The sequence below is a fragment of the Enterobacter cloacae complex sp. IR5402 genome, from assembly GCF_049238125.1.
Lineage (GTDB): Bacteria > Pseudomonadota > Gammaproteobacteria > Enterobacterales > Enterobacteriaceae > Enterobacter > Enterobacter hormaechei_C.
In genome coordinates this window covers 304,160-327,390 of sequence record NZ_JBMKHO010000003.1, presented here as the reverse complement: position 1 = coordinate 327,390, position 23,231 = coordinate 304,160, and the positions used below count along the sequence as shown (strand labels likewise).

Below are 23,231 nucleotides of genomic sequence, written 5' to 3'. Positions count from 1 at the left end.
CCTTTCAGCGCAAGCCCCTGCCGCAAGCGGGGCAAAAGGCACAAAACAACAACTATTTTACAAATTGGCGACCTGGCAGGCTGCTTTATCGCCCCTTTAAATGATATACTGCCTGTCGTTCGTTCAAAAATAGTTGATAATTACAACATTCCCTTGAATTGAAACGCTTTCCTTCGATATTCGCAACTGGAACACGCACGCTATGAGTAAACCCATTGTGATGGAACGCGGTGTTAAATACCGCGATGCCGATAAAATGGCCCTTATCCCGGTTAAAAACGTGGCTACAGAGCGCGAGGCGCTGTTAAGAAAACCGGAATGGATGAAAATCAAACTTCCGGCCGACTCTTCGCGTATCCAGGGGATCAAAGCGGCGATGCGCAAAAATGGTCTTCACTCTGTCTGTGAAGAGGCCTCGTGCCCTAACCTTGCTGAATGTTTCAATCACGGTACCGCGACATTTATGATTCTGGGTGCCATCTGCACCCGCCGCTGTCCGTTCTGTGACGTTGCCCATGGCCGTCCTGTTGCGCCAGACGCTAACGAACCGCAAAAACTGGCGCAGACGATTGCCGATATGGCGCTGCGTTATGTTGTTATTACCTCCGTTGACCGTGACGATCTGCGCGATGGCGGTGCTCAGCATTTTGCTGACTGTATTACCGCCATCCGCGAAAAAAGCCCGAACATTAAGATTGAGACGCTGGTGCCGGATTTCCGTGGCCGTATGGATCGCGCGCTCGATATCCTGACCGCGACGCCGCCAGACGTGTTCAACCACAACCTGGAGAACGTACCGCGTATCTACCGTCAGGTACGTCCCGGTGCAGACTACAACTGGTCGCTGAAGCTGCTGGAACGCTTTAAAGAAGCCCATCCGCATATTCCAACCAAGTCTGGTCTGATGGTCGGCCTGGGTGAAACCAACGCTGAGATCATTGAAGTGATGCGCGATCTGCGCCGCCACGGCGTCACCATGCTGACGCTGGGCCAGTACCTCCAGCCAAGCCGTCACCACCTGCCTGTACAGCGTTACGTAAGCCCGGATGAGTTCGATGAAATGAAAGCCGAAGCGATGGCGATGGGCTTTACCCATGCCGCGTGCGGTCCGTTTGTTCGCTCCTCTTATCACGCCGATATGCAGGCGAAGGGCGAAGAAGTGAAATAAAGCTGTAAAATTTATTTACAGTAAAACAAAAAACCGGCCTCGTGAGCCGGTTTTTTTATGCAAGCCTTGCAGCATTGCCATTACTCTTTGTGTGAAAGCTTCTGTGCAGTGATGTCATCTTCGGCACTTTTCTTCGCTGCCGCGTCGTCATCGTTCATTGCTTTCTTAAAGCCCTTAATGGCAGCACCCAGGTCTCCACCCAGCGTGCGTAACTTCTTGGTACCGAACAGCAGGACGACCAGTGCGGCAACCACCAGCAGTTTGGTAATACTAATCTCACCCATAAATACCTTCTTTACATGAAACAGGCTGCATTCCGCCAAAAAACCTGAACGTATTAACGGTCATTTGGCGCGTGCACACAATAGCAATCTGTAACAAGGTGAATCAAGCATTGTTGAAAAAAACATCACATTAATTGCGGTGGCGCAAACCTGCGGTTGCGCAGAACAGGTAATTGCTGCCGCGCAAGCGCTATTCGGGCTGAAATTATCTCCGTCAGCAATAACGCAGGCGTCTCCGCTGCCGCAACAACCGTCACCCCCAGCGGATCGACAACCCTGCTCTGCCCAATATTTTTGTTACCACATTCACCCGCGGCTACCACGTAACAGGTGGTATCCAGCGCGCGTGCTGCCAGCAGCGTCGCCCAGTGATGCTCCTTAAGCGGTCCTTTGACCCACGCGGCGGGCAGAACCAGCACCTCCGCCCCCTGCAATGCCAGGTTCAGCGCCAGCTCGGGAAAACGGATATCGTAGCAGGTCATCAGGCCAACCTTAAAACCCTCCACCTCAATCAGCGGCGGAATTACACTCCCCGGATCGACCAGGCGCGACTCCTGAACGCTGAACGCATCATACAGATGAAGTTTGGCGTAGCTCGCGACAATGGCACCCTCACGTATCGCCACCAGCGTGTTCACCGCGCGCCCCGGCGAGGACGGAATATGGACCGTCAATATGGTGGTGAGCGTGTTGCCAACGCTTTCGGCCAGCAGTCGTTTCAGAAACGCCCCTTCCAGCGTTTGCGCAGACTTTACCGACAGGTCCGGATCGCCATCATCACGGGCCAGTAACGCCTCGGGAAGTACCAGCAACGACGCCCCCTTTTGCTTCGCCGCATGCATCAGGGAGACGCATTTTTCCGCGTTTTCATTCCAGTCCGGCGTCACCGCGAACTGCCCTACTGCAACATACATAATTGTCTCCCGGTCAAAAACAGCGTTACACTCGACGCACTTACACAGCAAATAGCAGGTATTGACAGTGTTACAACTACTTATAGCCGTTTTTATTGGTGGAGGCACGGGTAGCGTTGCGCGGTGGCTCTTAAGCATGCGGTTTAACCCTCTGCATCAGGCCATTCCGATGGGGACACTGGCGGCAAATCTGATCGGGGCGTTTATTATTGGGATGGGGCTGGCCTGGTTTAATCGCATGACCAACATCGACCCTATGTGGAAGGTTCTGATTACAACCGGTTTCTGCGGCGGCTTAACAACGTTTTCTACCTTCTCTGCGGAGGTGGTGTTTCTGTTTCAGGAAGGCCGGATGGGCTGGGCGCTGACGAACATTGCCGTTAACATGCTTGGCTCGTTTGCGATGACTGCGATCGCATTCTGGTTATTTTCCTCCGCCAGCGGACATTAAGCACGGCAACCTTAATGTTGGCTTAATTTTTCTCTGTCACTCTTGGCTCAATATTGAACGAGGGTGATAGCATGAAAGAAAATCTCTTAGGCGTGGGTATGGTATTGCTAAGCGTCGCGATCGTCGCCAGCTTCCTGAAGATCTATCTTATCGGTTGATTCAGAACGAAAAAAACCCGCTCATTGAGCGGGTTTTGAAATTCTTGCTGACGCGTCTGAATTACAGAGCGATTACGTTAGCAGCAGAAGGGCCTTTGGCACCGTTAGTGATTTCGAACTCTACGCGCTGACCTTCAGCCAGAGTTTTGAAACCATTAGACTGGATTGCAGAGAAGTGTACGAACACGTCTTTGCTGCCATCTTCAGGAGTAATGAAACCGAATCCTTTGGACTCATTAAACCACTTAACGTTACCTTTAATCTTAGACATCAAAATTACCTTTACATTAAAAAACGACACAAATGCTGTGTCGGGTATCAGTACAACAATTGTGAGGCGTTTTGTCCAGCGGATCTTTGATAAAAAGTGACAAAAGTCGCGTTAATTTTCGCTGTCCGATTTTTATTCTTTACATTTCCATGTCTGTGCATTTTTTGGCCGATTTAGCAGAAAAACTCAGTTAAAACTGAAACCGCATCCAGGCAAAGTAAACGTTACCGTTGTTATAGGTACCCGGTATGTAGGTCATCTGAAACGTCGCCGGACCGTAACCAATGGAGGCAAGCGGCAGCAGTACCGGAACAGGAATGTATTTCCAGTTATCACGCGCCGTAAACCCTGCCGTATAGCCCAGCCCGAGACGGAAGTTGTCGTCTGATAACGGACGCCAGGTTTTTTCCCAGCCGTAACCGCCAATAGGCTCCCATTTATTGTAGGAGTCCTTAAACGCCATCAGGTACAGGCCATGCCAGTTACCTTTTTCATCCCAGCGAGACTGACCGAAGCCGGCCCCCCACGGACGTTCGTTATAACGGTCTGTTTTTTCTTTATCGTAGGCGAAACGTGCATGCCACGTAATGGCCGGAATATAGAGATCGTAATGCTCAGGTTCATTCCATGTTTGCGCGACGTTATCCGTGAAGGTGGTGAACCAGCCTTTATCCGCTGTATTGCTGTCTGCATTAACAGCAGACGCACACGATAACTGCCCAATAATAAACAACAAAATCAGGGGGAATTTAATTCGTACAATCACAATGCCATTACCATATTTAGTATTCGGTGCAGACCTTAACACAGAATACTTGAATGAACGCTTAACAGCATGGGTGTTATTCCTAATTACCATCCCGTTCCTGGGAATAATCTGAGGATACATAAACTGCATGCCTGAATAAGCACATGCAGTTGACATATTTAACGTTGATGTAACAATTTGTAGAGTGCGGGAATAACTAACATCGACAATAACGGTGCCGTTACCATGCCACCAATCATCGGCGCGGCAATACGTTGCATCACCTCCGAGCCACTCCCACTCCCCCACATGATGGGCAGCAGTCCTGCCATAATAGTGGCGACCGTCATCACCTTCGGACGCACGCGCAGCACGGCACCTTCGTGGATCGCTCGCATCAGCACCGTATTTCCCCCTTCTGGCTCCAGCCTGTGATATTTATCGATCGCATGATTCAAATAAAGAACCATAATTACGCCGAATTCTGCCGCCACTCCGGAAAGGGCGATAAAGCCAACGGCCCCCGCCACTGACAAATTATATTCAAGCAGCCACAATAACCACACGCCCCCAATAAGCGCGAACGGCAATACCCCCATTATTATCAGGACATTTGATATCCGCCTGAAGGTTAACCATAAAAGGACGAATATAATCATCAGCGTGACAGGTAAAACTATTTTGAGCCTCGCGGTCGCCCGTTCCAGATATTCAAACTGCCCGGACCAGGAGAGAGACACGCCCTGCGGCAATACCACCTTCTCCTCCACCCGTTTTTGCATTTCATCCACGGCGGACTTCAGATCGCGCCCGCGCAAGTCAACATAGATCCAGCTGGAAAGGCGCGCGTTTTCACTTTTTAGCATCGGTGGGCCTTCCGTCACGACGATATCGGCCAATTCCCCCAGCGCCACCTGGCTACCGCTGGCGGTCACTACCGGCAACACCCGCAACGCGTCGACGTTATCACGCAAATCGCGGGGATAACGCAGGTTGATGGGATACCGCTCGCGTCCCTGGATCACCTCGCCAATGTTATCGCCCCCGACCAGCGTGGAGACCAGGCTTTGCAGTTCATCGACGGAAACGCCGTAGCGCGCGGCTTTTTGCCGATCGATACGAATATCCACGTAGCGTCCGCCTTCCAGACGCTCCGCCAGCGCAGAGGAGACGCCAGGAACGTCCTTCACCACCTGCTCAATCTGCCGGGCCACACGCTCAATGTCGGCAATATTATTGCCGTTCACCTTAATGCCGACCGGGCTTTTGATCCCGGTTGCCAGCATGTCCAGACGGTTACGGACAGGCGGCACCCACACATTGGCAATGCCCGGCAGCGACACGGTTTTATCGAGCTCCTCCACCAGCTTTTGCGGCGTCATTCCTGGCCGCCACTGCTCGCGGGGCTTAAAGTGGATGGTTGTTTCCAGCATGGTTAATGGCGCGGGATCGGTTGCCGACTCTGCCCGACCGGCTTTGCCAAACACGCTCGCCACCTCCGGGACGCTTTTGATCAAGCGGTCCGTCTGCTGAAGCAGCCGTGATGCCTCGCGAGCAGAGATCCCCGGCAGCGTGGAGGGCATATAGAGTAAATCTCCTTCATCCAGCGGCGGCATAAATTCGCTTCCCAGGCGGCTCAGCGGCCAGAGCGTGGCGATCAGCAGCAGACATGCCAGTGCCAGCGTCGTTTTCGGGAAGGTCAGTACCTTGTCCAGCAGCGGCTCATACAGGCGGATCAGGAGGCGGTTGATCGGGTTTGCCTTCTCATCCGGGATTTTCCCGCGAATGAAAAAGCCCATTAGCACCGGCACCAGGGTGATCCCAAGCCCGGCGGCCACGGCCATCGACCAGGTTTTGGTGAACGCCAGCGGCGAGAACATTCTCCCCTCCTGCGCTTCCAGCGAAAAAACCGGTATAAATGACAGCGTGATGATTAACAGGCTGCAAAACAGCGCCGGTCCCACTTCAACCGCCGCCTTTTCCGCCAGACGCCAGTATTCCCCCGGCGCGGGCTCCTTGCCCGGATTATCATGCCGCCACTGCTCCAGCACCTTGTGCATGTTTTCAATCATCACAATTGCGGCATCCACCATCGCCCCGATGGCAATGGCGATCCCGCCGAGCGACATCATATTCGCGTTAATGCCCTGATAGTGCATCACCACAAAAGCCCCGAGGATCCCCAGCGGCAGAGAGACCATCGCCACCAGCGCGGAGCGCAGGTGGAACAGGAACAGCGCACACACCAGTACCACCACGGCAAACTCTTCGAGCAGCTTGTGCGTCAGCGTTTTGACCGAGTCCTCAATCAGCGTGGAACGATCGTAGACCGGAACAATCTCGACGCCCTGCGGCAGCGTTTTTTGCAGCTCGCTCAGTTTCGCTTTTACCGCGCGAAGGGTTTCCAGCGCGTTCTGCCCGTAGCGCATCACGATTACGCCGCCAGCAACCTCCCCTTCACCGTTAAGCTCCGCCACACCCCGGCGGATCTCCGGGCCAATGCCAATGGTGGCGACATCTTTCAGCAGGACAGGTACGCCATCGCGGGTGGCGATCACCACATTGCGAAAATCCTCCAGCGAGCGCAAATAGCCCGTTGTCCGCACCATATACTCCGCTTCGCCCATCTCCAGCAGGGCGCCGCCGCTCTCCTTATTGGCGGCCTGCACCGCGCCGGATAGCTGGCTGTGGGTAATATTCAGCGCGCGCATTTTCGCCGGGTCCGCCACGATCTGATACTGACGCACCATTCCGCCAATACTTGCCACCTCAGATACATTCGGTACCGTCTTAAGCTCGAACTTAAGCGTCCAGTCCTGTAGGGCCCGCAGATCTGCCAGGCTGTGTTTTCCACTACGGTCGATCAGTGCATATTCGTAGATCCAGCCGACGCCCGTCGCATCCGGCCCCAGCGACACCTTCACGCCCGGCGGAAACTGCGCCTGTACCTGGCTTAAATATTCCAGCACCCGGGATCGCGCCCAGTAGAGATCGGTGCCATCCTCAAACAGCACATACACATAAGCGTCACCAAACATTGAAAAACCGCGCACGGTTTTGGCGCCCGGCACAGACAACATGGAGGTTGTCAGCGGCCAGGTCACCTGATCTTCAATCACCTGCGGCGCTTTCCCGGGGTAACTCGCTTTGATAATGACCTGCACATCAGACAGATCGGGCAACGCGTCCAGCGGCGCGCGCTGCACCGCCCACCAGCCCCAGCTGGCCATCATCAGTGCGGCCAGGATCACCAGCAGGCGGTTACGCAACGAGGCGCGAATCACAGCGGCAATCATGGCGTCACCTCCGGCATCACGCTACGCAGGCTGGCTTCGGAATCAATGAGGAATTGCCCGGACGTCACCACCTTATCGCCCTGTTTGACCCCGGACAGGATCGCCGTCCAGCCCTGCGCCGTCAGGCCGGTTGTCACCGTCACAGGCCGGAAATAACCGTCCCCGGTAGCCAGCAGCAGACGCGCAGACTCTCCGCTGTTAATCACCGCCTCTTCCGGCACCGCCAGCACCGGCGGGCCTTTCATCTCTTCCGCACGCCTGACGGAGAGGTACATACCTGGCTTCAGCTTATGTGCGGAATTTTCCAGCACGATACGGGCTTTCAGGGTTCGCGTGGTCGTCTCCATCTGCGGCAGCAATTCGCTGACCGTGCCGTGGAATTGCTCCCCCGGCCAGCTTTCTGACGTTGCGACCACGTTGCTGCCCACTGCCAGAGACTGCGCCTGCGTTTGCGGGTAATCGACCACCAGCCAGACCGGATCGAGCCTGGCGATCTCAAACAGCGGCGCCGTTGCGGTGATTTGCGCCCCTTCCCGCACGTCCAGCTTCACCACATAGCCGGCCCGGTCAGCGCGCAGGATGAGCGTGGTCTGCGGCTTGCCGCTACGCTCCAGCAAACGAATGACCTCTTCCGGCATAAACTGCAACGCCAGCCGCTCGCGTGCGGCGCGGGTCAATGCGGCATCGCCAAGCTGACGAACTGCGAGATACTCCTGCTGGGCGGTGGTCCATTGCGGGATCCACAGTTGCGCCAGCGCCTCTCCGGCTTTCACCTGCTGCTGCGGTGCATTAACAAACAATTTTGACACCACGCCATTGGCCGGAGCTGACACCACCGAGACGTTACGTTCATCCGTTGCAACCGTGGCAAAGGCCGAGAACGGCGAAACCAGCTGGCGCATCTCAACGTTGGCGGTTTTCATCCCCAGGTTTTGCTGCTGTTGAGTGCTGATGGCCACGCCTGACGCCGCCTGTGCTTCATCGGCGTAGCGCGGGACCAGATCCATATCCATAAAGGGGGATTTACCCGGCTTATCGAAGCGCTGACCGGGCACCATAGGGTCGTACCAGTAAAGCACCTTACGTTCAGAGGGTTGTGCAGCCGCAGCCGGCTGATGCGTCTGCTTCTTTCCGACAAAATAGCCGCCAGCGGCAGCTATCGCGATGGCAATCGCCATTAACGTTGTTTTTTTCATTGCGCCAGCTCCTGCGGGATCAGCCAGTTCACGGCAGCCCAGGTTCGCGCCATTTCGCGCTCCGCCTGGTTCACCGCCAGTTCCGTATCCAGTACGCCACGACGCGCCTCCAGCAGGGCCGGAAGCGCCGACTGTCCAGAGCGATATTGCGCCGTCAGTACCGCCAGCCGTTGACGCTGCAACGGTAGTACCTCGTCCCGCTGTCGCTGCCACACCGTTTGCGCAGCCTGATACTGCGCCACCAGCGTTTGCACCTGGGCAATGTGTTCGCGCTTGAGCAGCGTCAGTTGATCCGCCGCCTGCATAGAGCGGGAAACATCGGCGGCGTAATCCTTGTCCTGACGTTTTGACTGGAACAGAGGCAGATCCACGCTGAACATCACGCCAGCCATATCGTCATAGCCTTCAGCGCGGTGGGCGTAATAGACCTCCACATCCACATCGGGTATCGCCGCCACGGCAGATTGCGCTGAACGTGCTTTCGCGGTCTCTGCTTCACGTCGCGCGGCCTCCACTTCCGGGTGCCTGACGATCCCCTCCTGCAACGTTTTTTCATTGGCAGGAAGACGCTGATAACGCGGCAGCGGACCGCGAACCTCCGTTATAGCGTGCCCCGTTAGCTCCAGCAGGCGGCTTTGCGCCAGCTGCACATCCCGCTGCGCCAGCGTCTCTTTGTCGCGCATGGCGCTGAGGATCATTTGCAGGGCCAGTACGCTGTCCGGCATTGCGCTTCCCGCCCCGACGCTCGCCTTCTGCACGCCGCGCTGACGTTCCGTTTCACGGACCAGCGTTCTGGCCGTGTTCAGTGCCTGCTGGGCCAGCGCCAGATCCAGCCAGGCCTGGGCGGTATCACGCTGAAGCGCGGCGCGGACGGCTTCGGATTTTGCCAGCACGCTTCGCGCCTGCGCCTGCAAGGTCTGCGCTTTACGTTCCCGCTTCTCTGAGCTGACGTAGCTTTGCATGATGCCAACCTTCTGCATGGTCATCCCTTCGCGCGTCAGCCGCCGATCGTTGCTGCCCTGTACCGGCACGTTTTCGATGCCGAATTTCAGTTTTGGGTCAGGTAATTGCGTGGCGGAAACCGCCATTGCATCCAGCGCCTGCGCTTCGTTACGGCTGGCGGAGAGTTCTGCTGAGTAGCGCTGGGCTTCGGTCAGGGTGTGTTCGAGCGTCCACGGCTCCGCCTGCGCGGCGGAGGTTAACAGGCCGAACAACACCCCACCGAGCCACAGGCTCAGTGTGTGTTGTTTCATGGTGACCTCGCTTAGCGTGCTGGCGTCAGCGAGATAATCTGGAAACCGTCACCCGCACGCTCAAGCGTAAAGGTCACTTAATCCCCCGGTTTGGCGCCATTCAGCGTGGCGCCGGCAGATAAAGTAAACGGCATGGTCATTGCTGGCCATTTTAGTTCCGGTATGGCCTCGTGCCGGAGCATGACGGCGCTGTCAGAGATCGACTGAACCACGCCGCGGCCCTGCCAGGTCTGGTTTGCCTGGGCGGTATAAGAAGCGAAAGAGACGGACGCGCCAACCAGCGCGGAAAGGAATACGGTACGCATGATAAAACTCCTGTTAAACGTTAAGTAAATAAAATCAACGAATTAACAGGTTTTTACTCCCGAAACCGGCAATAGCGGATCGTTGCCGGCGGCCCCACAGCAGGAGGGGTAACGGACCACGCAGAATGGCTTGCAGACGAGCACTCTGGGGTCGTTAAGGTCAGGGTCATGGCGGCAGGCAGCGCCACCAGATGCGGCTGGGCAGGATCTTTTTGTACCTGATCCGGCACACAATGTTTTTCACACAGCGGTGAAGCACCGGCAGCATAATGCGGCCCCGGTTGCGCCATCATCTCCATGTGCTGGATAGTGGCCACCTCACCGCGCAAATCCATTGAACATTGATGGGAGGCGACGGCCACCTGAGTCTGGATCAACAGCCAGCCAAACGCCAGCAAAAACATCAGCAGATGTTTTTTGATAAAGCGCAGGCGATATGTCCAGCTGGCGTGCATATTCAGATCGTCGGACAGGAGAAAGTGAACCGAGTATAAGCAGGCAAAAGAATGAAAGAGAAGTGGTTTTAAAGAGATTTACGTTTTAAATCGATTGTCGGCAAGTAATACTCAAAACCTTAACACTTCACCATCAATTTAATGACATATAATATCTATTCATCAGGTCAATAACGTCTTAATATAAATGACGCAGGGTTAGCAAAAATATCGTCATCAGTGCCTTTAGTAGTCTCTTTCTTGATTTTAATCAGCAAGGACTGGACATTTATTCGGCACATTTCAGCTTCTTTTTTATTGATTATTTGTCTCTCGGGCAGCAAGGAAACAGGGGAAATCATGCTTACTTTTCTCGAACTCCTCATTGGAGTCGTGGTCATTGTCGGTGTAGCACGCTACATCATTAAAGGTTACTCAGCCACCGGCGTGCTATTTGTCGGCGGCCTGACGCTGCTGATCATTAGCGCGCTAATGGGTCATCAGGTTTTACCCGCCAGCGAAGCCAGTACCGGATATACCGCTACCGATATTGTGGAATATATAAAAATTCTGCTGATGAGCCGCGGCGGCGATCTGGGCATGATGATCATGATGCTCTGCGGATTTGCTGCCTATATGACCCATATCGGCGCGAATGATATGGTGGTAAAGCTGGCTTCTAAGCCGCTGCAATATATTAACTCCCCCTATCTGCTGATGGTCGCGGCCTATTTCCTGGCCTGTCTGATGTCATTAGCCGTTTCCTCAGCAACGGGCCTTGGCGTGCTGTTAATGGCAACGTTGTTCCCGGTAATGGTTAACGTCGGGATCAGCCGTGGTGCAGCGGCGGCTATTTGCGCCTCTCCGGCGGCGATTATTCTCTCCCCTACTTCCGGTGACGTAGTGCTGGCCGCGAAAGCCGCGGAAATGTCGCTAATTGACTTCGCCTTCAAAACCACACTGCCGATCTCCATCACCGCTATTCTCGGCATGGGCGTGGCGCATTTCTTCTGGCAGCGCTATCTCGATAAGAAAGAGAACGTCAGCCACGAAATGATGGACGTCAGCGAAATCACCACTACCGCCCCGGCGTTTTATTCCATCCTGCCCTTCACGCCGATTATTGGCGTGCTTATTTTCGACGGCAAATGGGGCCCGCAGCTGCACATCATCACTATCCTGGTGATCTGTATGCTGCTGGCGGCCATCCTGGAGTTCGTTCGTGGTTTTAACACCCAGAAAGTGTTCACGGGTCTGGAAGTAGCCTTCCGCGGTATGGCGGATGCCTTCGCGGGCGTGGTGATGCTGCTGGTTGCCGCGGGGGTGTTTGCCCAGGGGCTGAGCACCATCGGCTTTATTCAGAGCCTGATCTCTATCGCCACCTCGTTCGGCTCGGCCAGCATTATCCTGATGCTGGTGCTGGTGGTGCTGACCATGCTGGCGGCGATGACCACCGGCTCCGGTAACGCGCCGTTCTACGCCTTTGTTGAGATGATCCCTAAGCTGGCACACTCCTCCGGCATCAACCCGGCTTACCTGTCCATTCCAATGCTTCAGGCCTCCAACCTGGGTCGTACCATTTCTCCGGTATCGGGCGTGGTGGTTGCGGTTGCGGGGATGGCGAAAATCTCTCCGTTTGAAGTGGTAAAACGCACGTCAGTGCCGGTGCTGGTTGGCCTGATTATCGTTATTATCGCCACCGAAGTACTGGTTCCCGGCGCTGCCTAAGCGAAATTCCTGATTTCCAAAAAGCGCCTGCGGGCGCTTTTTGTGCTTTAATAACCCCCAGAAATTAATCGCGCCCAACCAATCAGGAAAGCAAATGTTCAGGAAGGATATCGTTATCCCGTCTGGCGCAGTAGCGCTTGCACTCTGTGTCTTCTCAATTCAGGCAGATCCGCTTAAGCCAACCCAGTACGGCGATTTCGATCGCTACGTTCTGGCCCTTTCCTGGCAAACCGGATTTTGCCAGAGCATGGTCGAACGTAACCGTGACGAACCGGAAGAGTGTCGCCTGCAAAAAGAGAGCAGCAACAAAACCGATTTTCTGACCGTCCACGGCTTATGGCCAGCATTGCCGAAATCGATTGCCGCTCGCGGAGTGGATGAACGCCGCTGGATGCGCTTCGGCTGCGCCACTCGTCCGGTTCCGAATATGCCGGAAGCAAAAGCCAGCCGCAAATGTGACGCCGCAGAGACCGGACTATCGCTAACGGGCGCGGCGAAGCTGAACAGCGTGATGCCCGGCGCGGGCGGCAACTCCTGCCTTGAACGTTATGAATACGCGAAACACGGCGTCTGCTTTGGTTTTGATCCCGACGCTTACTTCGGCACCATGGTGCGCATGAACCAGGAAGTGAAGCACAGCGCGGCAGGAAAATTTCTGGCGGAAAACTATGGCAAAAGCGTCCGCCGCAGCGACTTCGATGCAGCCGTGGCCAAAAGCTGGGGAAAACAGAGCGTAAAAGCGTTCAAGCTTACCTGCCACGGCAATCCGGCTTATCTGACCGAAATGCAGATCTCGCTGAACGCCAGCACCATCAACAACCCACTCTCTGCCGGCTCCTTTGCGCCACAGCCGCATCCGGGCAACTGCGGCAAACAGTTTGTCATTGATAAAGCCGGTTACTGATGCTGCGCCGGGCAACTTTTTGCCCGGTTTTCATTGGTTTCCGTGATATGACGATTAACCTCACACTTCCGCTCACACGCATCATTTTTCCAGCAAAAGCATTATTAATCCGGTAAACATCACTGAAACCTCCCCGTCATAATCGTGGCGTTATCTACAAGAGGAATTTCACATGGCTAAAAAACTGATTGCACTGTGCGCCTGCCCGATGGGCCTGGCACATACCTTCATGGCAGCCCAGGCGCTGGAAGACGCGGCGACGGAAGCCGGTTATGAGGTAAAAATTGAAACCCAGGGCGCGGACGGGATCCAGAATCGCCTGACCCCGCAGGATATTGCCGACGCTGACATTATCATCCACGCCATCGCGATCACCCCGGAAGACAATGAACGCTTCGAAACGCGCGACGTGTATGAGATTACGCTTCAGGACGCCATTAAAAACGCGGCAGGCACCCTGAAAGAGATCGAAGAGATGATTGCAGCAGAACAATAATAATCTTCACATCCAGGGGTTTTCGTCATGGCTATTAAAAAACGCAGCGCGGTTCGCCCGGACAGTCACGAGGGTGACACACTTGCCATCAAATCCGCACCGGTTGCCGCCGGTGCGTCTTTCTGGAAAGAGCTTCCACAGCACATTATGTCGGGGATATCCCGCATGGTGCCAACACTTATCATGGGCGGGGTTATCCTCGCCATTTCACAGCTCATCGCCTACGTCTGGCTGGAGATCCCGCCTGACACCGGTATTCTCGACGCGCTTAACTCAGGCAAATTCACCGGTTTCAATCTCTCGCTATTGAAATTTGGCTATCTGACTGAATCGTTCGGCGGGCTGCTGTTCAGCTTCGCCATCCCAATGTTTGCCGCCTTTGTCGCCAACTCTATCGGCGGAAAACTGGCCTTCCCGGCCGGGTTTATCGGTGGTCTTGTCGCCACGCAGCCGACGCTGGTGCTGAACTTTGATGCGGAAAAACTGACCTGGCTTGCCACCAAACCCGTGCCCTCCACGTTTATTGGCGCGCTGATTATCGCCATAGCCGCAGGCTATCTGGTCAAATGGCTGAATAGCCGCATTAACGTTCCACAGTATCTGCTGGCCTTTAAAAGCACCTTTCTGATCCCAATCCTCTCGGCGCTGTTTGTGATGCTGGCGATGTATTACATCATCACGCCGATTGGCGGCTGGCTGAATGCAGGTATGCGGACCGTACTGCTGGCGGCGGGTCAGGCGGGCTCCATGATGTACGCCATCGGGATGGCGGCGGCCACGGCGATTGATCTTGGCGGCCCCATTAACAAAGCGGCGGGATTTGTTGGCCTGGGGCTGACAACCGATCATGTCCTGCCCATCACCTCCCGCGCCGTGGCGATTGTTATTCCGCCCATTGGTCTGGGGCTGGCCACGCTGATTGACCATCGTCTGACCGGCAAACGCCTGTTTAGTCCGCAGCTTTATCCGCAAGGCAAAACGGCCATGTTCCTCGCCTTTATGGGCATCAGTGAAGGGGCCATCCCGTTCCTGCTGGAAAATCCGCTTGCGACGCTGCCGGCGTATATGGCGGGCGCGATCGCCGGTGCAATGACCGCCACCGCGCTCGGTGCCGTGCAGTGGTTCCCTGAATCGGCGATCTGGGCGTGGCCACTGGTCACCAATCTGGGGGCGTACATGCTCAGTATTGTGGTCGGGGCGGCGATCACCGCGCTGTTGGTAGTGATTATTCGTAACAGTCTGCACAAGCGCGGGAAACTCGCTATCAACACGCTGTAACGGGGTGAAACATGGAATTACTGAGAAGGCTTCGTGCCTGGCTGGCTGCGGAAAAACTGGACGGCGTGCTCATCTCTTCGCGCCAGAATAAACAGCCGCACCTGGGCATTTCAACCGGTTCGGGCTATGTACTGGTGACACAAACCGCGGCACATATCCTGGTGGATTTCCGTTACTACAGCGATATCGCTTCACGAGCGGCGGGCTATGAGATGCATCTGCTTAACACGGAGAACCCGCTTGCGCAGGCGGTGAACCAGATTATTGCGAAGGACAATCTCGCCCGTATTGGCTTTGAGGGTGAATACGTGAGCTGGCAAACAGGCGTGCTGTGGCGCGATACGCTGAATGCCACCCTTTGCAGCACCTCGCTCGACGCGCAGCGGCAGATAAAAACCGCTGACGAAATCGACCGTATCCGTGCAGCATGCGGCATTGCCGACCGCGCCGCACAGCACATCCGGCGTTTCATTCAGCCCGGTATGCGCGAACGTGAAGTCGCTGCCGAGCTGGAGTGGTTTATGAAGCAGGAGGGTGCGGACAAGCCCTCTTTCGACACCATTGTCGCCAGCGGGCCGCGCGGTGCGCTGCCCCACGGCAAAGCCTCTGACAAAGTGATTATGCCTGGCGAGATGATCACCCTTGATTTCGGCGCCCAACACCAGGGGTATTGCTCGGATATGACAAGGACCTTTCTTGTCGCCGGGCAAAACACGCCGCCGGAGGAACACCCTCTCTATGCGGTGTACCAGATCGTTCTGGCGGCACAACAGGCAGCTATTGATGCCATCCGCCCCGGCGTTTCCTGTCATCAGATCGATAGCGCCGCACGTTCCGTGATTGAACGTGCAGGTTACGGTCCGCAGTTCGGGCATAACACCGGCCATGCCATTGGTATTGATGTTCATGAAAATCCACGTTTTTCCCCTACCGACCGCACCCCGTTGCAGCCCGGCATGGTGCTGACCGTTGAGCCGGGGATCTACCTTGAACACCTGGGCGGGGTACGAATTGAAGATGTGGTGCTGGTGACGGAAACGGGCGCCGAGGTGCTTTATACCCTCGACAAACGGCTATTGCTGACGGGAGAACAAGAGTGGACAGAGATTTACTGCGCGCCCTGAGCGAAGCAGACGCCATTGCGGCCTCAGAGCAAGAGGTGCGCGACATCCTGCTCAGTGAGGCGCAAAAATACCATAAAGAGGTTCAGTTTGATGGGCTGGGTTCCGTGCTTATCCGCGTCAACCAGAGCCGGGGCCCGAAGGTGATGGTCTGCGCCCATATGGATGAAGTCGGTTTTATGGTGCGTAGCGTCTCGCGCGAAGGGGCCATTGATGTCCTGCCCATCGGCAACGTGCGCATGATGGCCCGTACCCTTCAGCCGGTGCGCATCACCACGCGTAACGGGAAAAAAATACCGGGACTGCTGGATGGGGATCTGAAAGGAGAAAACGTTGACAATTTGCGTGTCGACATTGGCGCGACGTCGGCGGAGGAGGTGTTCGCCGCCGGTATCGACGCAGGCGACCGCGTGACGTTCGATACACCCTTTCAAATCCTTCCCCACAATCGGGTGATGGGTAAAGCCTTCGACGATCGTCTCGGCTGTTACCTGCTGATCGCGCTGCTGCGCGAGCTGCACCAGACGCCGCTCGACTGCGAGCTTTGGCTGGTGGCCAGCTCAAGTGAAGAGGTCGGCCTGCGCGGCGGCCAGACCGCCACGCGCGCCATTCATCCTGATATCGCGCTGGTGCTGGATACCGCCTGCTGGTCAAAAAATTTCGATTATGGCAGCGCCAACCATCGCCAGATCGGTGCGGGCCCGATGCTGGTGCTGTACGACAAAACGCTCATCGCCCCAGCCAAACTGATTGCGCTGGCTGAGACAATCGCGCGCTCGCAGGGGATCCTGCTGCAAAAAGACATGTTCAGCAACGGCGGAACGGACGGCGGGGCGATCCATCTCTCCGGCACTGGCGTGCCGACTCTTGTGCTTGGTCCCCCTACCCGACACGGGCACTGCGCGGCATCCATTGCCGACGAAAAAGACATTCATCACACCCAACAACTGCTTGTCGCGCTTGTGGCAGGCATGAACCGTGAGACCGTGGATCATCTGACGGACTTCAGATGCTGATCTCACGCGGCCAGGAGGAAGTATGCTTTCAATTGAATTTTTCTGCCCACTGCCCAACGGCCTGCATGCGCGTCCGGCCTGGGCGTTAAAAGAGCAGTGCAGCGCATGGCGCAGCGACATCCGTTTTATCAACAGACGGCTTCACACTCACGCGGATGCCAAAAGCTCGCTGGCGCTGATCAGTACCGGTACGCTGTTTAATGACAGCTGCGTGCTGGAAATTAACGGCAGCGACGAGGAGCAGGCCCGACGCGTGCTGGAGGCGTATCTCACCGGCGCGTTTATCGACAGCGACAGTATTCCCTCCGGCGACGCGCCGCACGTTGCGCATCCCCTGCCCCGCTCGCTTGTAAGGCTTGCTCCCCATCTTCAGCACGGCATTACGCTCGCCAGTGGCATCGGGGCTGGCACTCTGCGAGGCTGGCAGAGCGATAACCTCAAACGTTATTGTCAGATCCCCGCCTCGCCGGAAGATATTACCCGCCTGGAACACAGCCTGGCGACGCTGGCCGAACGGCTCAACCACCGCCTGCGCGGGCTCGACGGCGAGAGTAAAACCATTCTTAGCGCGCATCTTTCGCTGATCCAGGATGAGGAGTTTGGCGGCACCATACGCCGACTGATCGCCGAGGAGCGGCTAAGCCTTGCGGAGGCGATCATTCGTAATATGGAGCTGATCTGCGAAAAGCTGTCACTCTCCGCCAGCGATTACCTGCGTGAACGCGTCAGCGATATTCGCGACATCAGCGAGCAGCTTCTTAACATTACCTGGCCGGAGTTGCAGCAAACCTCCGCATTCACCCTCAGCGCCCCCACTATTCTGGTGGCGGAAGATCTGACGCCCAGCCAGTTTCTCAGCCTCGACACGCAGTACCTGAAAGGCATGGTGCTTGAAAAAACAGGCCGGACGTCGCATACGCTGATCCTGGCACGCGCGGCCTCCGTGCCTGTGCTGAGTGGTTTAACGGTCGCCTCACTGGCGCCGTTGATGGGAAAAGAGGTCATTCTGGACGGCATCTGTAGCGTGCTGGTCGTTGAACCCAACGACGCGGTGAATGATTACTACAGCGTGGCGCAGCGCCTTGCCGACCGACGCCACCAGCAGCAGATCAAAGATGCGGGTCTTCCAGCGCTCACCCGCGACAACGTACCGGTAGAGATTGCCGCCAACATCGGCAGCGCGCTGGAAGCGCCCGGGGCGTTTACCTGCGGCGCGCAGGGTATCGGGCTGTTTCGCACTGAAATGCTCTATATGGACAGAGACACCGCGCCGGACGAGCAGGAGCAATTCGAAGCCTATCAGCAGGTGCTGCTCTCCGCGCAGGGCAAGCCGGTCATCTTTCGCACAATGGACATCGGTGGCGATAAGCAGATCCCTTACCTGAACATTCCCCAGGAAGAAAACCCGTTCCTCGGCTATCGCGCCGTTCGCATTTATCCCGAATTTGCCGATCTCTTCCGCACCCAACTGCGCGCGATCTTACGCGCAGGCGCAAGCGGCAATGCGCTGTTGATGATCCCGATGGTGCACAGCCTCGATCAGATTTTATGGATCAAACAGGAGCTGCAAAACGTTCGTGACGCCCTGGCCTCACAGGGGTTACGTCACACCGCGCACCTGCCGCTGGGGATCATGGTTGAAGTGCCTTCAGTCTGCTTTATCATCGATCACTTCTGCGAAGAGGTGGATTTCTTCAGTATCGGCTCGAACGATATGACTCAGTATCTCTACGCTGTCGATCGCAACAACCCGCGCGTTTCGGGGCTGTATAACCCCATCACACCGTCTTTTTTACGCATGGTTCGCCAGATCGTCACCGCAGCGCATCGTCACGGGAAATGGGTCGGCATTTGCGGGGAACTTGGCGGAGAGCAGCGCTACCTCCCTCTTCTGCTTGGGCTGGGCTTAGATGAGTTCAGCATGAGCGGGCCGCGCATCCCTGCGGTAAAAACCCAGTTGCGTCAGCTGGACATGGCGACCTGCCGGGCGCTGGCAGATAAGGCCTGTGACAGCCGCAGCGCAGAGGAGATTGAAGTCCTGCTGGCGGATTTCACACCGGAAGCGCCGCCGCGTCCATTGCTGGCGCTGGAGACTATCGTGGTCAATGAGCCGCTGACCTCAAAAGAGCAGGTGCTTCAATTCTTATGCGGAAATCTTGCGATTCATGGCAGGACCGAAAACCCGCTCGAGCTTGAAGAAGATCTCTGGCAGCGCGAAGAGATTGTCACTACCGCCGTCGGGTTTGGCGTGGCGATCCCTCACACCAAATCGCAATGGATACGCCATTCCAGCATCAGCATTGCCCGTCTGGACAAGGCGATTGACTGGGAGTCGGATTTGGGCGACGTCGAGCTGGTGATCATGCTGACGCTCGGCGCTCAGGAAGGGATTAATCACGTGAAGGTCTTTTCCCAGCTGGCGCGGAAGCTGGTCAATAAAACATTTCGCGAGTCGCTGTTTGCAGCAACGACGCCGCAAAGTATCCTGGATCTGTTGAACGCTGAAATCACGTTCTGACTGTCACTGAAAGCGTGCGCGATACTCCCCCGGCGTCAGGCCAAACTGGCGCCGGAAAAGACGGCTAAAATAGTCGCTATCGGCATAGCCACAGCGCTTCGCCACTTCCCCCACCGGCAGGTGGTATTTTTGCAGGATGGTTCTCGCCTTCGCCATACGCACCCAACGAACGTAATCCACAAAACTCATCGTCCCCTGTTGAGAGAACAGGCGTGACAGATGGTTAGCCGAAATATTAAACAGCGAAGCGACGCTGTCCCGCGACAAGGATTCAGCATAGTTTTCCTGCACCCAGTTACAAATGCTCTGATAGAGGAAATCCCCGCGCGACACTCCCGGTTCAGGCAGCGACGACACCACTTTACGGCACCAGTGCAGCAGACTCAGCACCAGTGGTTGAATAATAGCCTGGTCCTGCGGGGAAGCGCTCAGGTGCGTCAGGGCCATCAGCATCGCGGCACACTCACCTCGTTCAGGGTGAGGAAGCTCCACGTGTCGCTGCGCAGGCACGGATCGCCCGTGCCGGGTATCATGAAACACCAGCCCCAGCCACGACGGCGCGAAAAGAATGCTCAGCAGCATGACCGGTCGTTCAAACACCGGGACGCTGGCGGCCTGGGCGGGAAGAAACAGCATTTCCCCCTGGTGGAGGGGCTGCTGCCCGGCAACCAGTCTGTTGCCATATTCCCCGCGAAGAACGACGTCAAGCCGTGGCCAGTCGCGGCTCACGCTTCCGACAGCGTCAGACGCGCCACGATGAGCAAACCAGACTCGCCCCAACTGCTGTGGGTTGAGCACCAGGCCGCTCAACAGATCGGCAAAAAACTGCTGATCGGCGGGCAACAGGGTTGCGCGCATATTACCCCCTGCGCGCATCCGGGCGTACCAGGTCGAAGCGATGGCTATCACTGATGGCATAGTAGGCCGTCGGTCCACCCGCACGCAGAATGGGCTGCGCTTTCGCGGTCTGGTAAATCCCCTCTTCCAGCAAACTCTCGGCGATATGGACGCCCACGACTTCGCCGAGCACCAGCCAGGTATCAATCGGTGTCCCATCCGCGCCGGTAAGCTGAATGCACTGTGACAATCGACACTCGAAATTCACCGGGCTTTCCGCCACGCGCGGCGAGCTCACAAGCTGGCTGGCTACGGGCGTCAGGCCGGCAAAGGTAAATTCATCCTCGCCATGAGGGAGCGTGGCGGAGGTTTCATTCATCGCCTCGGCCAGATCGCGCGTTGCGAGGTTCCAGACAAACTCCCCCGTTTCGGTAATATTCCGCACGCTATCCTTCCAGCCATTGCTGGAAAAACCAATGATCGGTGGGCGATAGTTAAAACAGTTAAAGAAGCTGTACGGGGCAAGGTTCAGTTGACCGGCCTTATCACAGGATGAGATCCAGCCAATTGGACGTGGACCGATAATGGCGTTCAGCGGGTCGTGCGGCAGGCCGTGCCCCTGAGAAGGTTGGTAAAAGTACATATCGCTCTCTCTACGCTGGGGCTGCAACGCGCATTGCCCGGGTTCAGTCTTTCCAGCGTAACGAAATTTCCGTTCAGCGTGAATCGGGACGCCGGGTTTATTGCCAAAAATTCATATGGCGCATGATTGTGACCTTCATCACTTCAAACTTACGGTTTCAGACAGTATCATCAGCTAAGTTAAACCCTCGCTGCCAGACGGCGAGGGTTTTCTTTTGGATTGGTTTCTGCGTTACACGCAGCATTAACGACATGGAGTAAAAATGTCCAGACCTACGATTATCATCAATGAACTCGACGCAGAACGTATTGACCGACTGTTGGAGAAACCAGAATTCGCCTCGCTGCCGGTAGCCGATGCGCTGAACGAAGAGCTAGACCGGGCGCAGATGTGTACGCCTGAGACCATGCCGCATGATGTGGTCACCATGAACAGCCAGGTGAAGTTCCGCAACCTGACCACCGGCGAGGAGCTCACCCGTACGCTGGTCTATCCGGCGCAGATGACCGACAGCAGCACGCAACTGTCGGTGCTGGCACCCGTGGGCGCGGCGCTGCTTGGACTGCGCACAGGCGATACTATCCACTGGGAACTCCCTGGCGGTGCCTCAGCTCACCTGGAAGTGCTTGAGCTGCTCTACCAGCCCGAAGCCGCTGGCGATTACCTGCGTTAATCCCTTCTGAACAAGCGACCCCGCTTTGCACAGAGGATGCACCCGCATCCTCTTTCCGCAAATTCACCCGATTGTGTTATATCGGACAAAAACCGCTTAATCCACGCTTACTCTGTTGTGGTGCCGTGGGGACGGTCATGGGTGAGATACTTGTTATCACACTGGTTTTTCTCATCATCCTGGCGATCCTCGTCGTGGCGGTGCTATACCTTGAGCGCCACTGGTGAGTGAGGAACCTCACACAACGCCGCCGGGGAAGGCATTCACCAGTCCCTTCACTTTCTGCTGCGCTGCCTCCGGGGTGTCTGCACCAGGCACCAGGATCACCTTGCGGCACTCCTCCTCCCGTTTTTCGAAGATTTTATAGGCGCGCTCCGCATCAGCCAGCGGAAGATAGTGGGTGACAATATCTTCCGGTGTAAGCAGCCCTTTTTCGATAAGCGGCAGCAGCTCTCCCAGCCAGGCATGGACGTGGGTCTGCCCCATCTTAAAGCTCAGCCCTTTATCGAAGGCATCGCCAAACAGGAAGCCGTGTATAAAACCGGCATACACGCCCGGCACGCTGACCACGCCTCCGCGCCGCACCGCAGCAATGCACTGGCGCAGGGCTTTGCCGCTGCTGCCTTCAATTTTCAGGTTACTGAGGATCGTTTCCGTGGTGCTGCCTTTGGCCTCAAACCCGACGGCATCAATCACCGCATCCACTCCGCGCTGTCCGGCCGTTTGCTCAATGATTTTCTCCGCCGCGTCGTTATCGTCATCAAAGTTAATCGGGATCGCGCCGTAGCGCTCCTGGGCAAACCGCAGTCGATAGGGATGATGGTCAACCACAAAAATCTGCTCTGCGCCGAGAAGCCGCGCGCAGGCAATGGTCAGTAACCCCACCGGCCCGGCCCCGAATACGGCGACGCTGGAGCCTTTCTGAATCTGCGCATTTTTCGCCGCCTGCCAGGCGGTAGGCAGAATATCTGACAGGAAAAGCGCTTTGTCGTCAGACAGCAGCTGAGGCACTTTAAACGGCCCCACGTTGCCTTTCGGGACGCGCACATACTCCGCCTGTCCGCCCGGCACGCCGCCGTAAAGATGGCTGTAGCCAAACAGCGCGGCAGGGGCGGGAATTTGCTTTTTGTTCAGCGCCGCGCCCTGCCCGCGATTCGTGTTTTCGCAGGCCGCGTACTGTTGCATCTGGCAAAAGAAGCAGTCACCGCAGGCAATTACAAACGGGATCACCACCCGGTCACCTTTCTGCACGTTCTTCACTTCGCTCCCGCACTCCACCACCTCGCCCATAAATTCATGACCAAAGATATCGCCATGCTGGACCTTGGGAATTTTTCCGCGATAAAGATGCAAATCAGAACCACAGATCGCCGTGGCCGTTACGCGCAGGATGATATCGTCAGGCTGTTCGATGCCCGGATCGGGGACATTATCGACCCGAACATGATGTGGACCGTGATAGGTGAGAGCTTTCATGCAACCTCCGAAAGGGTGTGGGTAAGCTTATAAAAGGGTAGCTACCTCTCGGGATCTGCCCCG

At 56.2% G+C, this 23,231-nt stretch carries 23 protein-coding genes; 11 read left to right on the top strand and 12 right to left on the bottom strand.

Translation table 11 applies throughout. The annotated features are described in order from the left end of the window. The first annotated feature begins 202 nt into the window (after positions 1 to 202). Positions 203 to 1,168, top strand: a complete 966-nt coding sequence (lipA, locus tag ACOTXL_RS07825; protein WP_006809637.1) for a lipoyl synthase — start codon at positions 203 to 205, stop codon at positions 1,166 to 1,168. An 80-nt stretch (positions 1,169 to 1,248) separates the two neighbouring features. On the opposite strand, the gene tatE is transcribed toward lipA, so the two are convergent. Next, entirely contained in the window at positions 1,249 to 1,452 is a 204-nt protein-coding gene (gene tatE, locus ACOTXL_RS07820) for a twin-arginine translocase subunit TatE (RefSeq protein ID WP_003858723.1), read from the bottom strand. Positions 1,453 to 1,577: 125 nt separating this feature from the next. Beyond that, entirely contained in the window at positions 1,578 to 2,366 is a 789-nt protein-coding gene (locus ACOTXL_RS07815) for a deaminated glutathione amidase (protein ID WP_032608852.1), read from the bottom strand. A gap of 67 nt (positions 2,367 to 2,433) precedes the next feature. Here ACOTXL_RS07815 and crcB point away from each other — a divergent pair, with 67 nt between their 5' ends. Next, positions 2,434 to 2,817 (top strand): fluoride efflux transporter CrcB, encoded by a 384-nt coding sequence (gene crcB, locus ACOTXL_RS07810; RefSeq protein WP_017382474.1) that lies wholly within the window; start codon positions 2,434 to 2,436, stop codon positions 2,815 to 2,817. A 219-nt stretch (positions 2,818 to 3,036) separates the two neighbouring features. Here the strand turns inward: crcB and cspE are convergent, their stop codons facing one another. The 7 genes from cspE to ACOTXL_RS07775 form a co-directional block, all read right to left on the bottom strand. Continuing rightward, complete coding sequence (gene cspE / locus ACOTXL_RS07805; protein ID WP_002439184.1) at positions 3,037 to 3,246, bottom strand: transcription antiterminator/RNA stability regulator CspE; 210 nt, start codon at positions 3,244 to 3,246, stop codon at positions 3,037 to 3,039. 190 nt (positions 3,247 to 3,436) lie between these two features. Next, entirely contained in the window at positions 3,437 to 4,012 is a 576-nt protein-coding gene (gene pagP / locus ACOTXL_RS07800; protein WP_045342250.1) for a lipid IV(A) palmitoyltransferase PagP, read from the bottom strand. Between the two features lie 161 nt (positions 4,013 to 4,173). Then, complete coding sequence (locus tag ACOTXL_RS07795; protein WP_045350558.1) at positions 4,174 to 7,290, bottom strand: efflux RND transporter permease subunit; 3,117 nt, start codon at positions 7,288 to 7,290, stop codon at positions 4,174 to 4,176. After that, on the bottom strand, positions 7,287 to 8,486 hold the full coding sequence (locus ACOTXL_RS07790) for an efflux RND transporter periplasmic adaptor subunit (RefSeq protein WP_045350559.1): 1,200 nt from the start codon (positions 8,484 to 8,486) through the stop codon (positions 7,287 to 7,289). The genes ACOTXL_RS07795 and ACOTXL_RS07790 overlap by 4 nt, the downstream gene beginning before the upstream one ends. Beyond that, entirely contained in the window at positions 8,483 to 9,739 is a 1,257-nt protein-coding gene (locus tag ACOTXL_RS07785; RefSeq protein WP_045332379.1) for a TolC family protein, read from the bottom strand. Before ACOTXL_RS07785 ends, ACOTXL_RS07790 begins: the two co-directional genes overlap by 4 nt. Before the next feature lie 77 nt (positions 9,740 to 9,816). After that, positions 9,817 to 10,044 carry a copper-binding protein gene (locus ACOTXL_RS07780; protein WP_228041295.1) on the bottom strand — a complete coding sequence of 76 codons (228 nt, stop codon included), beginning with the start codon at positions 10,042 to 10,044 and terminating at the stop codon, positions 9,817 to 9,819. 53 nt (positions 10,045 to 10,097) lie between these two features. Further along, on the bottom strand, positions 10,098 to 10,499 hold the full coding sequence (locus ACOTXL_RS07775) for a hypothetical protein (RefSeq protein WP_032657570.1): 402 nt from the start codon (positions 10,497 to 10,499) through the stop codon (positions 10,098 to 10,100). Between the two features lie 339 nt (positions 10,500 to 10,838). Here ACOTXL_RS07775 and dcuC point away from each other — a divergent pair, with 339 nt between their 5' ends. The 7 genes from dcuC (at position 10,839) to ptsP (ending at position 19,539) form a co-directional block, all read left to right on the top strand. Then, positions 10,839 to 12,206, top strand: coding sequence for an anaerobic C4-dicarboxylate transporter DcuC (dcuC, locus tag ACOTXL_RS07770; RefSeq protein WP_017382481.1), 1,368 nt, complete (start codon positions 10,839 to 10,841; stop codon positions 12,204 to 12,206). A 94-nt stretch (positions 12,207 to 12,300) separates the two neighbouring features. Beyond that, the gene (rna, locus tag ACOTXL_RS07765; RefSeq protein ID WP_023324308.1) at positions 12,301 to 13,110 is read left to right on the top strand and encodes a ribonuclease I; all 810 of its coding nucleotides are present in this window, start codon (positions 12,301 to 12,303) and stop codon (positions 13,108 to 13,110) included. A 172-nt stretch (positions 13,111 to 13,282) separates the two neighbouring features. Continuing rightward, positions 13,283 to 13,606: a PTS fructose transporter subunit IIB gene (locus ACOTXL_RS07760; RefSeq protein ID WP_017382483.1), complete on the top strand. Its 324-nt coding sequence runs from the start codon at positions 13,283 to 13,285 to the stop codon at positions 13,604 to 13,606. 27 nt (positions 13,607 to 13,633) lie between these two features. Continuing rightward, positions 13,634 to 14,884, top strand: coding sequence for a PTS fructose transporter subunit IIC (locus tag ACOTXL_RS07755; protein WP_023315613.1), 1,251 nt, complete (start codon positions 13,634 to 13,636; stop codon positions 14,882 to 14,884). An 11-nt stretch (positions 14,885 to 14,895) separates the two neighbouring features. Next, positions 14,896 to 16,008: an aminopeptidase gene (gene ypdF, locus ACOTXL_RS07750; protein ID WP_045350560.1), complete on the top strand. Its 1,113-nt coding sequence runs from the start codon at positions 14,896 to 14,898 to the stop codon at positions 16,006 to 16,008. After that, positions 15,981 to 17,021, top strand: a complete 1,041-nt coding sequence (gene ypdE, locus ACOTXL_RS07745) for an aminopeptidase (RefSeq protein ID WP_045350561.1) — start codon at positions 15,981 to 15,983, stop codon at positions 17,019 to 17,021. Before ypdF ends, ypdE begins: the two co-directional genes overlap by 28 nt. A gap of 22 nt (positions 17,022 to 17,043) precedes the next feature. Beyond that, on the top strand, positions 17,044 to 19,539 hold the full coding sequence (ptsP, locus tag ACOTXL_RS07740) for a phosphoenolpyruvate--protein phosphotransferase (RefSeq protein WP_045350562.1): 2,496 nt from the start codon (positions 17,044 to 17,046) through the stop codon (positions 19,537 to 19,539). 3 nt (positions 19,540 to 19,542) lie between these two features. Here ptsP and ACOTXL_RS07735 read toward each other — a convergent pair whose 3' ends face one another. After that, positions 19,543 to 20,397 carry a helix-turn-helix domain-containing protein gene (locus ACOTXL_RS07735; protein ID WP_045332385.1) on the bottom strand — a complete coding sequence of 285 codons (855 nt, stop codon included), beginning with the start codon at positions 20,395 to 20,397 and terminating at the stop codon, positions 19,543 to 19,545. 1 nt (position 20,398) lies between these two features. Next, the gene (locus tag ACOTXL_RS07730; RefSeq protein ID WP_003858756.1) at positions 20,399 to 21,019 is read right to left on the bottom strand and encodes a flavin reductase family protein; all 621 of its coding nucleotides are present in this window, start codon (positions 21,017 to 21,019) and stop codon (positions 20,399 to 20,401) included. 262 nt (positions 21,020 to 21,281) lie between these two features. Between ACOTXL_RS07730 and rnk the strand changes: the two genes are divergently transcribed. Together rnk and yldA are read left to right on the top strand one after the other, a co-directional pair. After that, a complete protein-coding gene (rnk, locus tag ACOTXL_RS07725; RefSeq protein WP_006809650.1) occupies positions 21,282 to 21,692 on the top strand; it encodes a nucleoside diphosphate kinase regulator in 411 nt (136 codons plus the stop codon). A 137-nt stretch (positions 21,693 to 21,829) separates the two neighbouring features. Continuing rightward, positions 21,830 to 21,919, top strand: a complete 90-nt coding sequence (yldA, locus tag ACOTXL_RS07720) for a small membrane protein YldA (RefSeq protein ID WP_015571155.1) — start codon at positions 21,830 to 21,832, stop codon at positions 21,917 to 21,919. A gap of 10 nt (positions 21,920 to 21,929) precedes the next feature. Here the strand turns inward: yldA and ACOTXL_RS07715 are convergent, their stop codons facing one another. Continuing rightward, complete coding sequence (locus ACOTXL_RS07715) at positions 21,930 to 23,168, bottom strand: zinc-dependent alcohol dehydrogenase (RefSeq protein WP_015571156.1); 1,239 nt, start codon at positions 23,166 to 23,168, stop codon at positions 21,930 to 21,932. Positions 23,169 to 23,231: the final 63 nt, after the last annotated feature.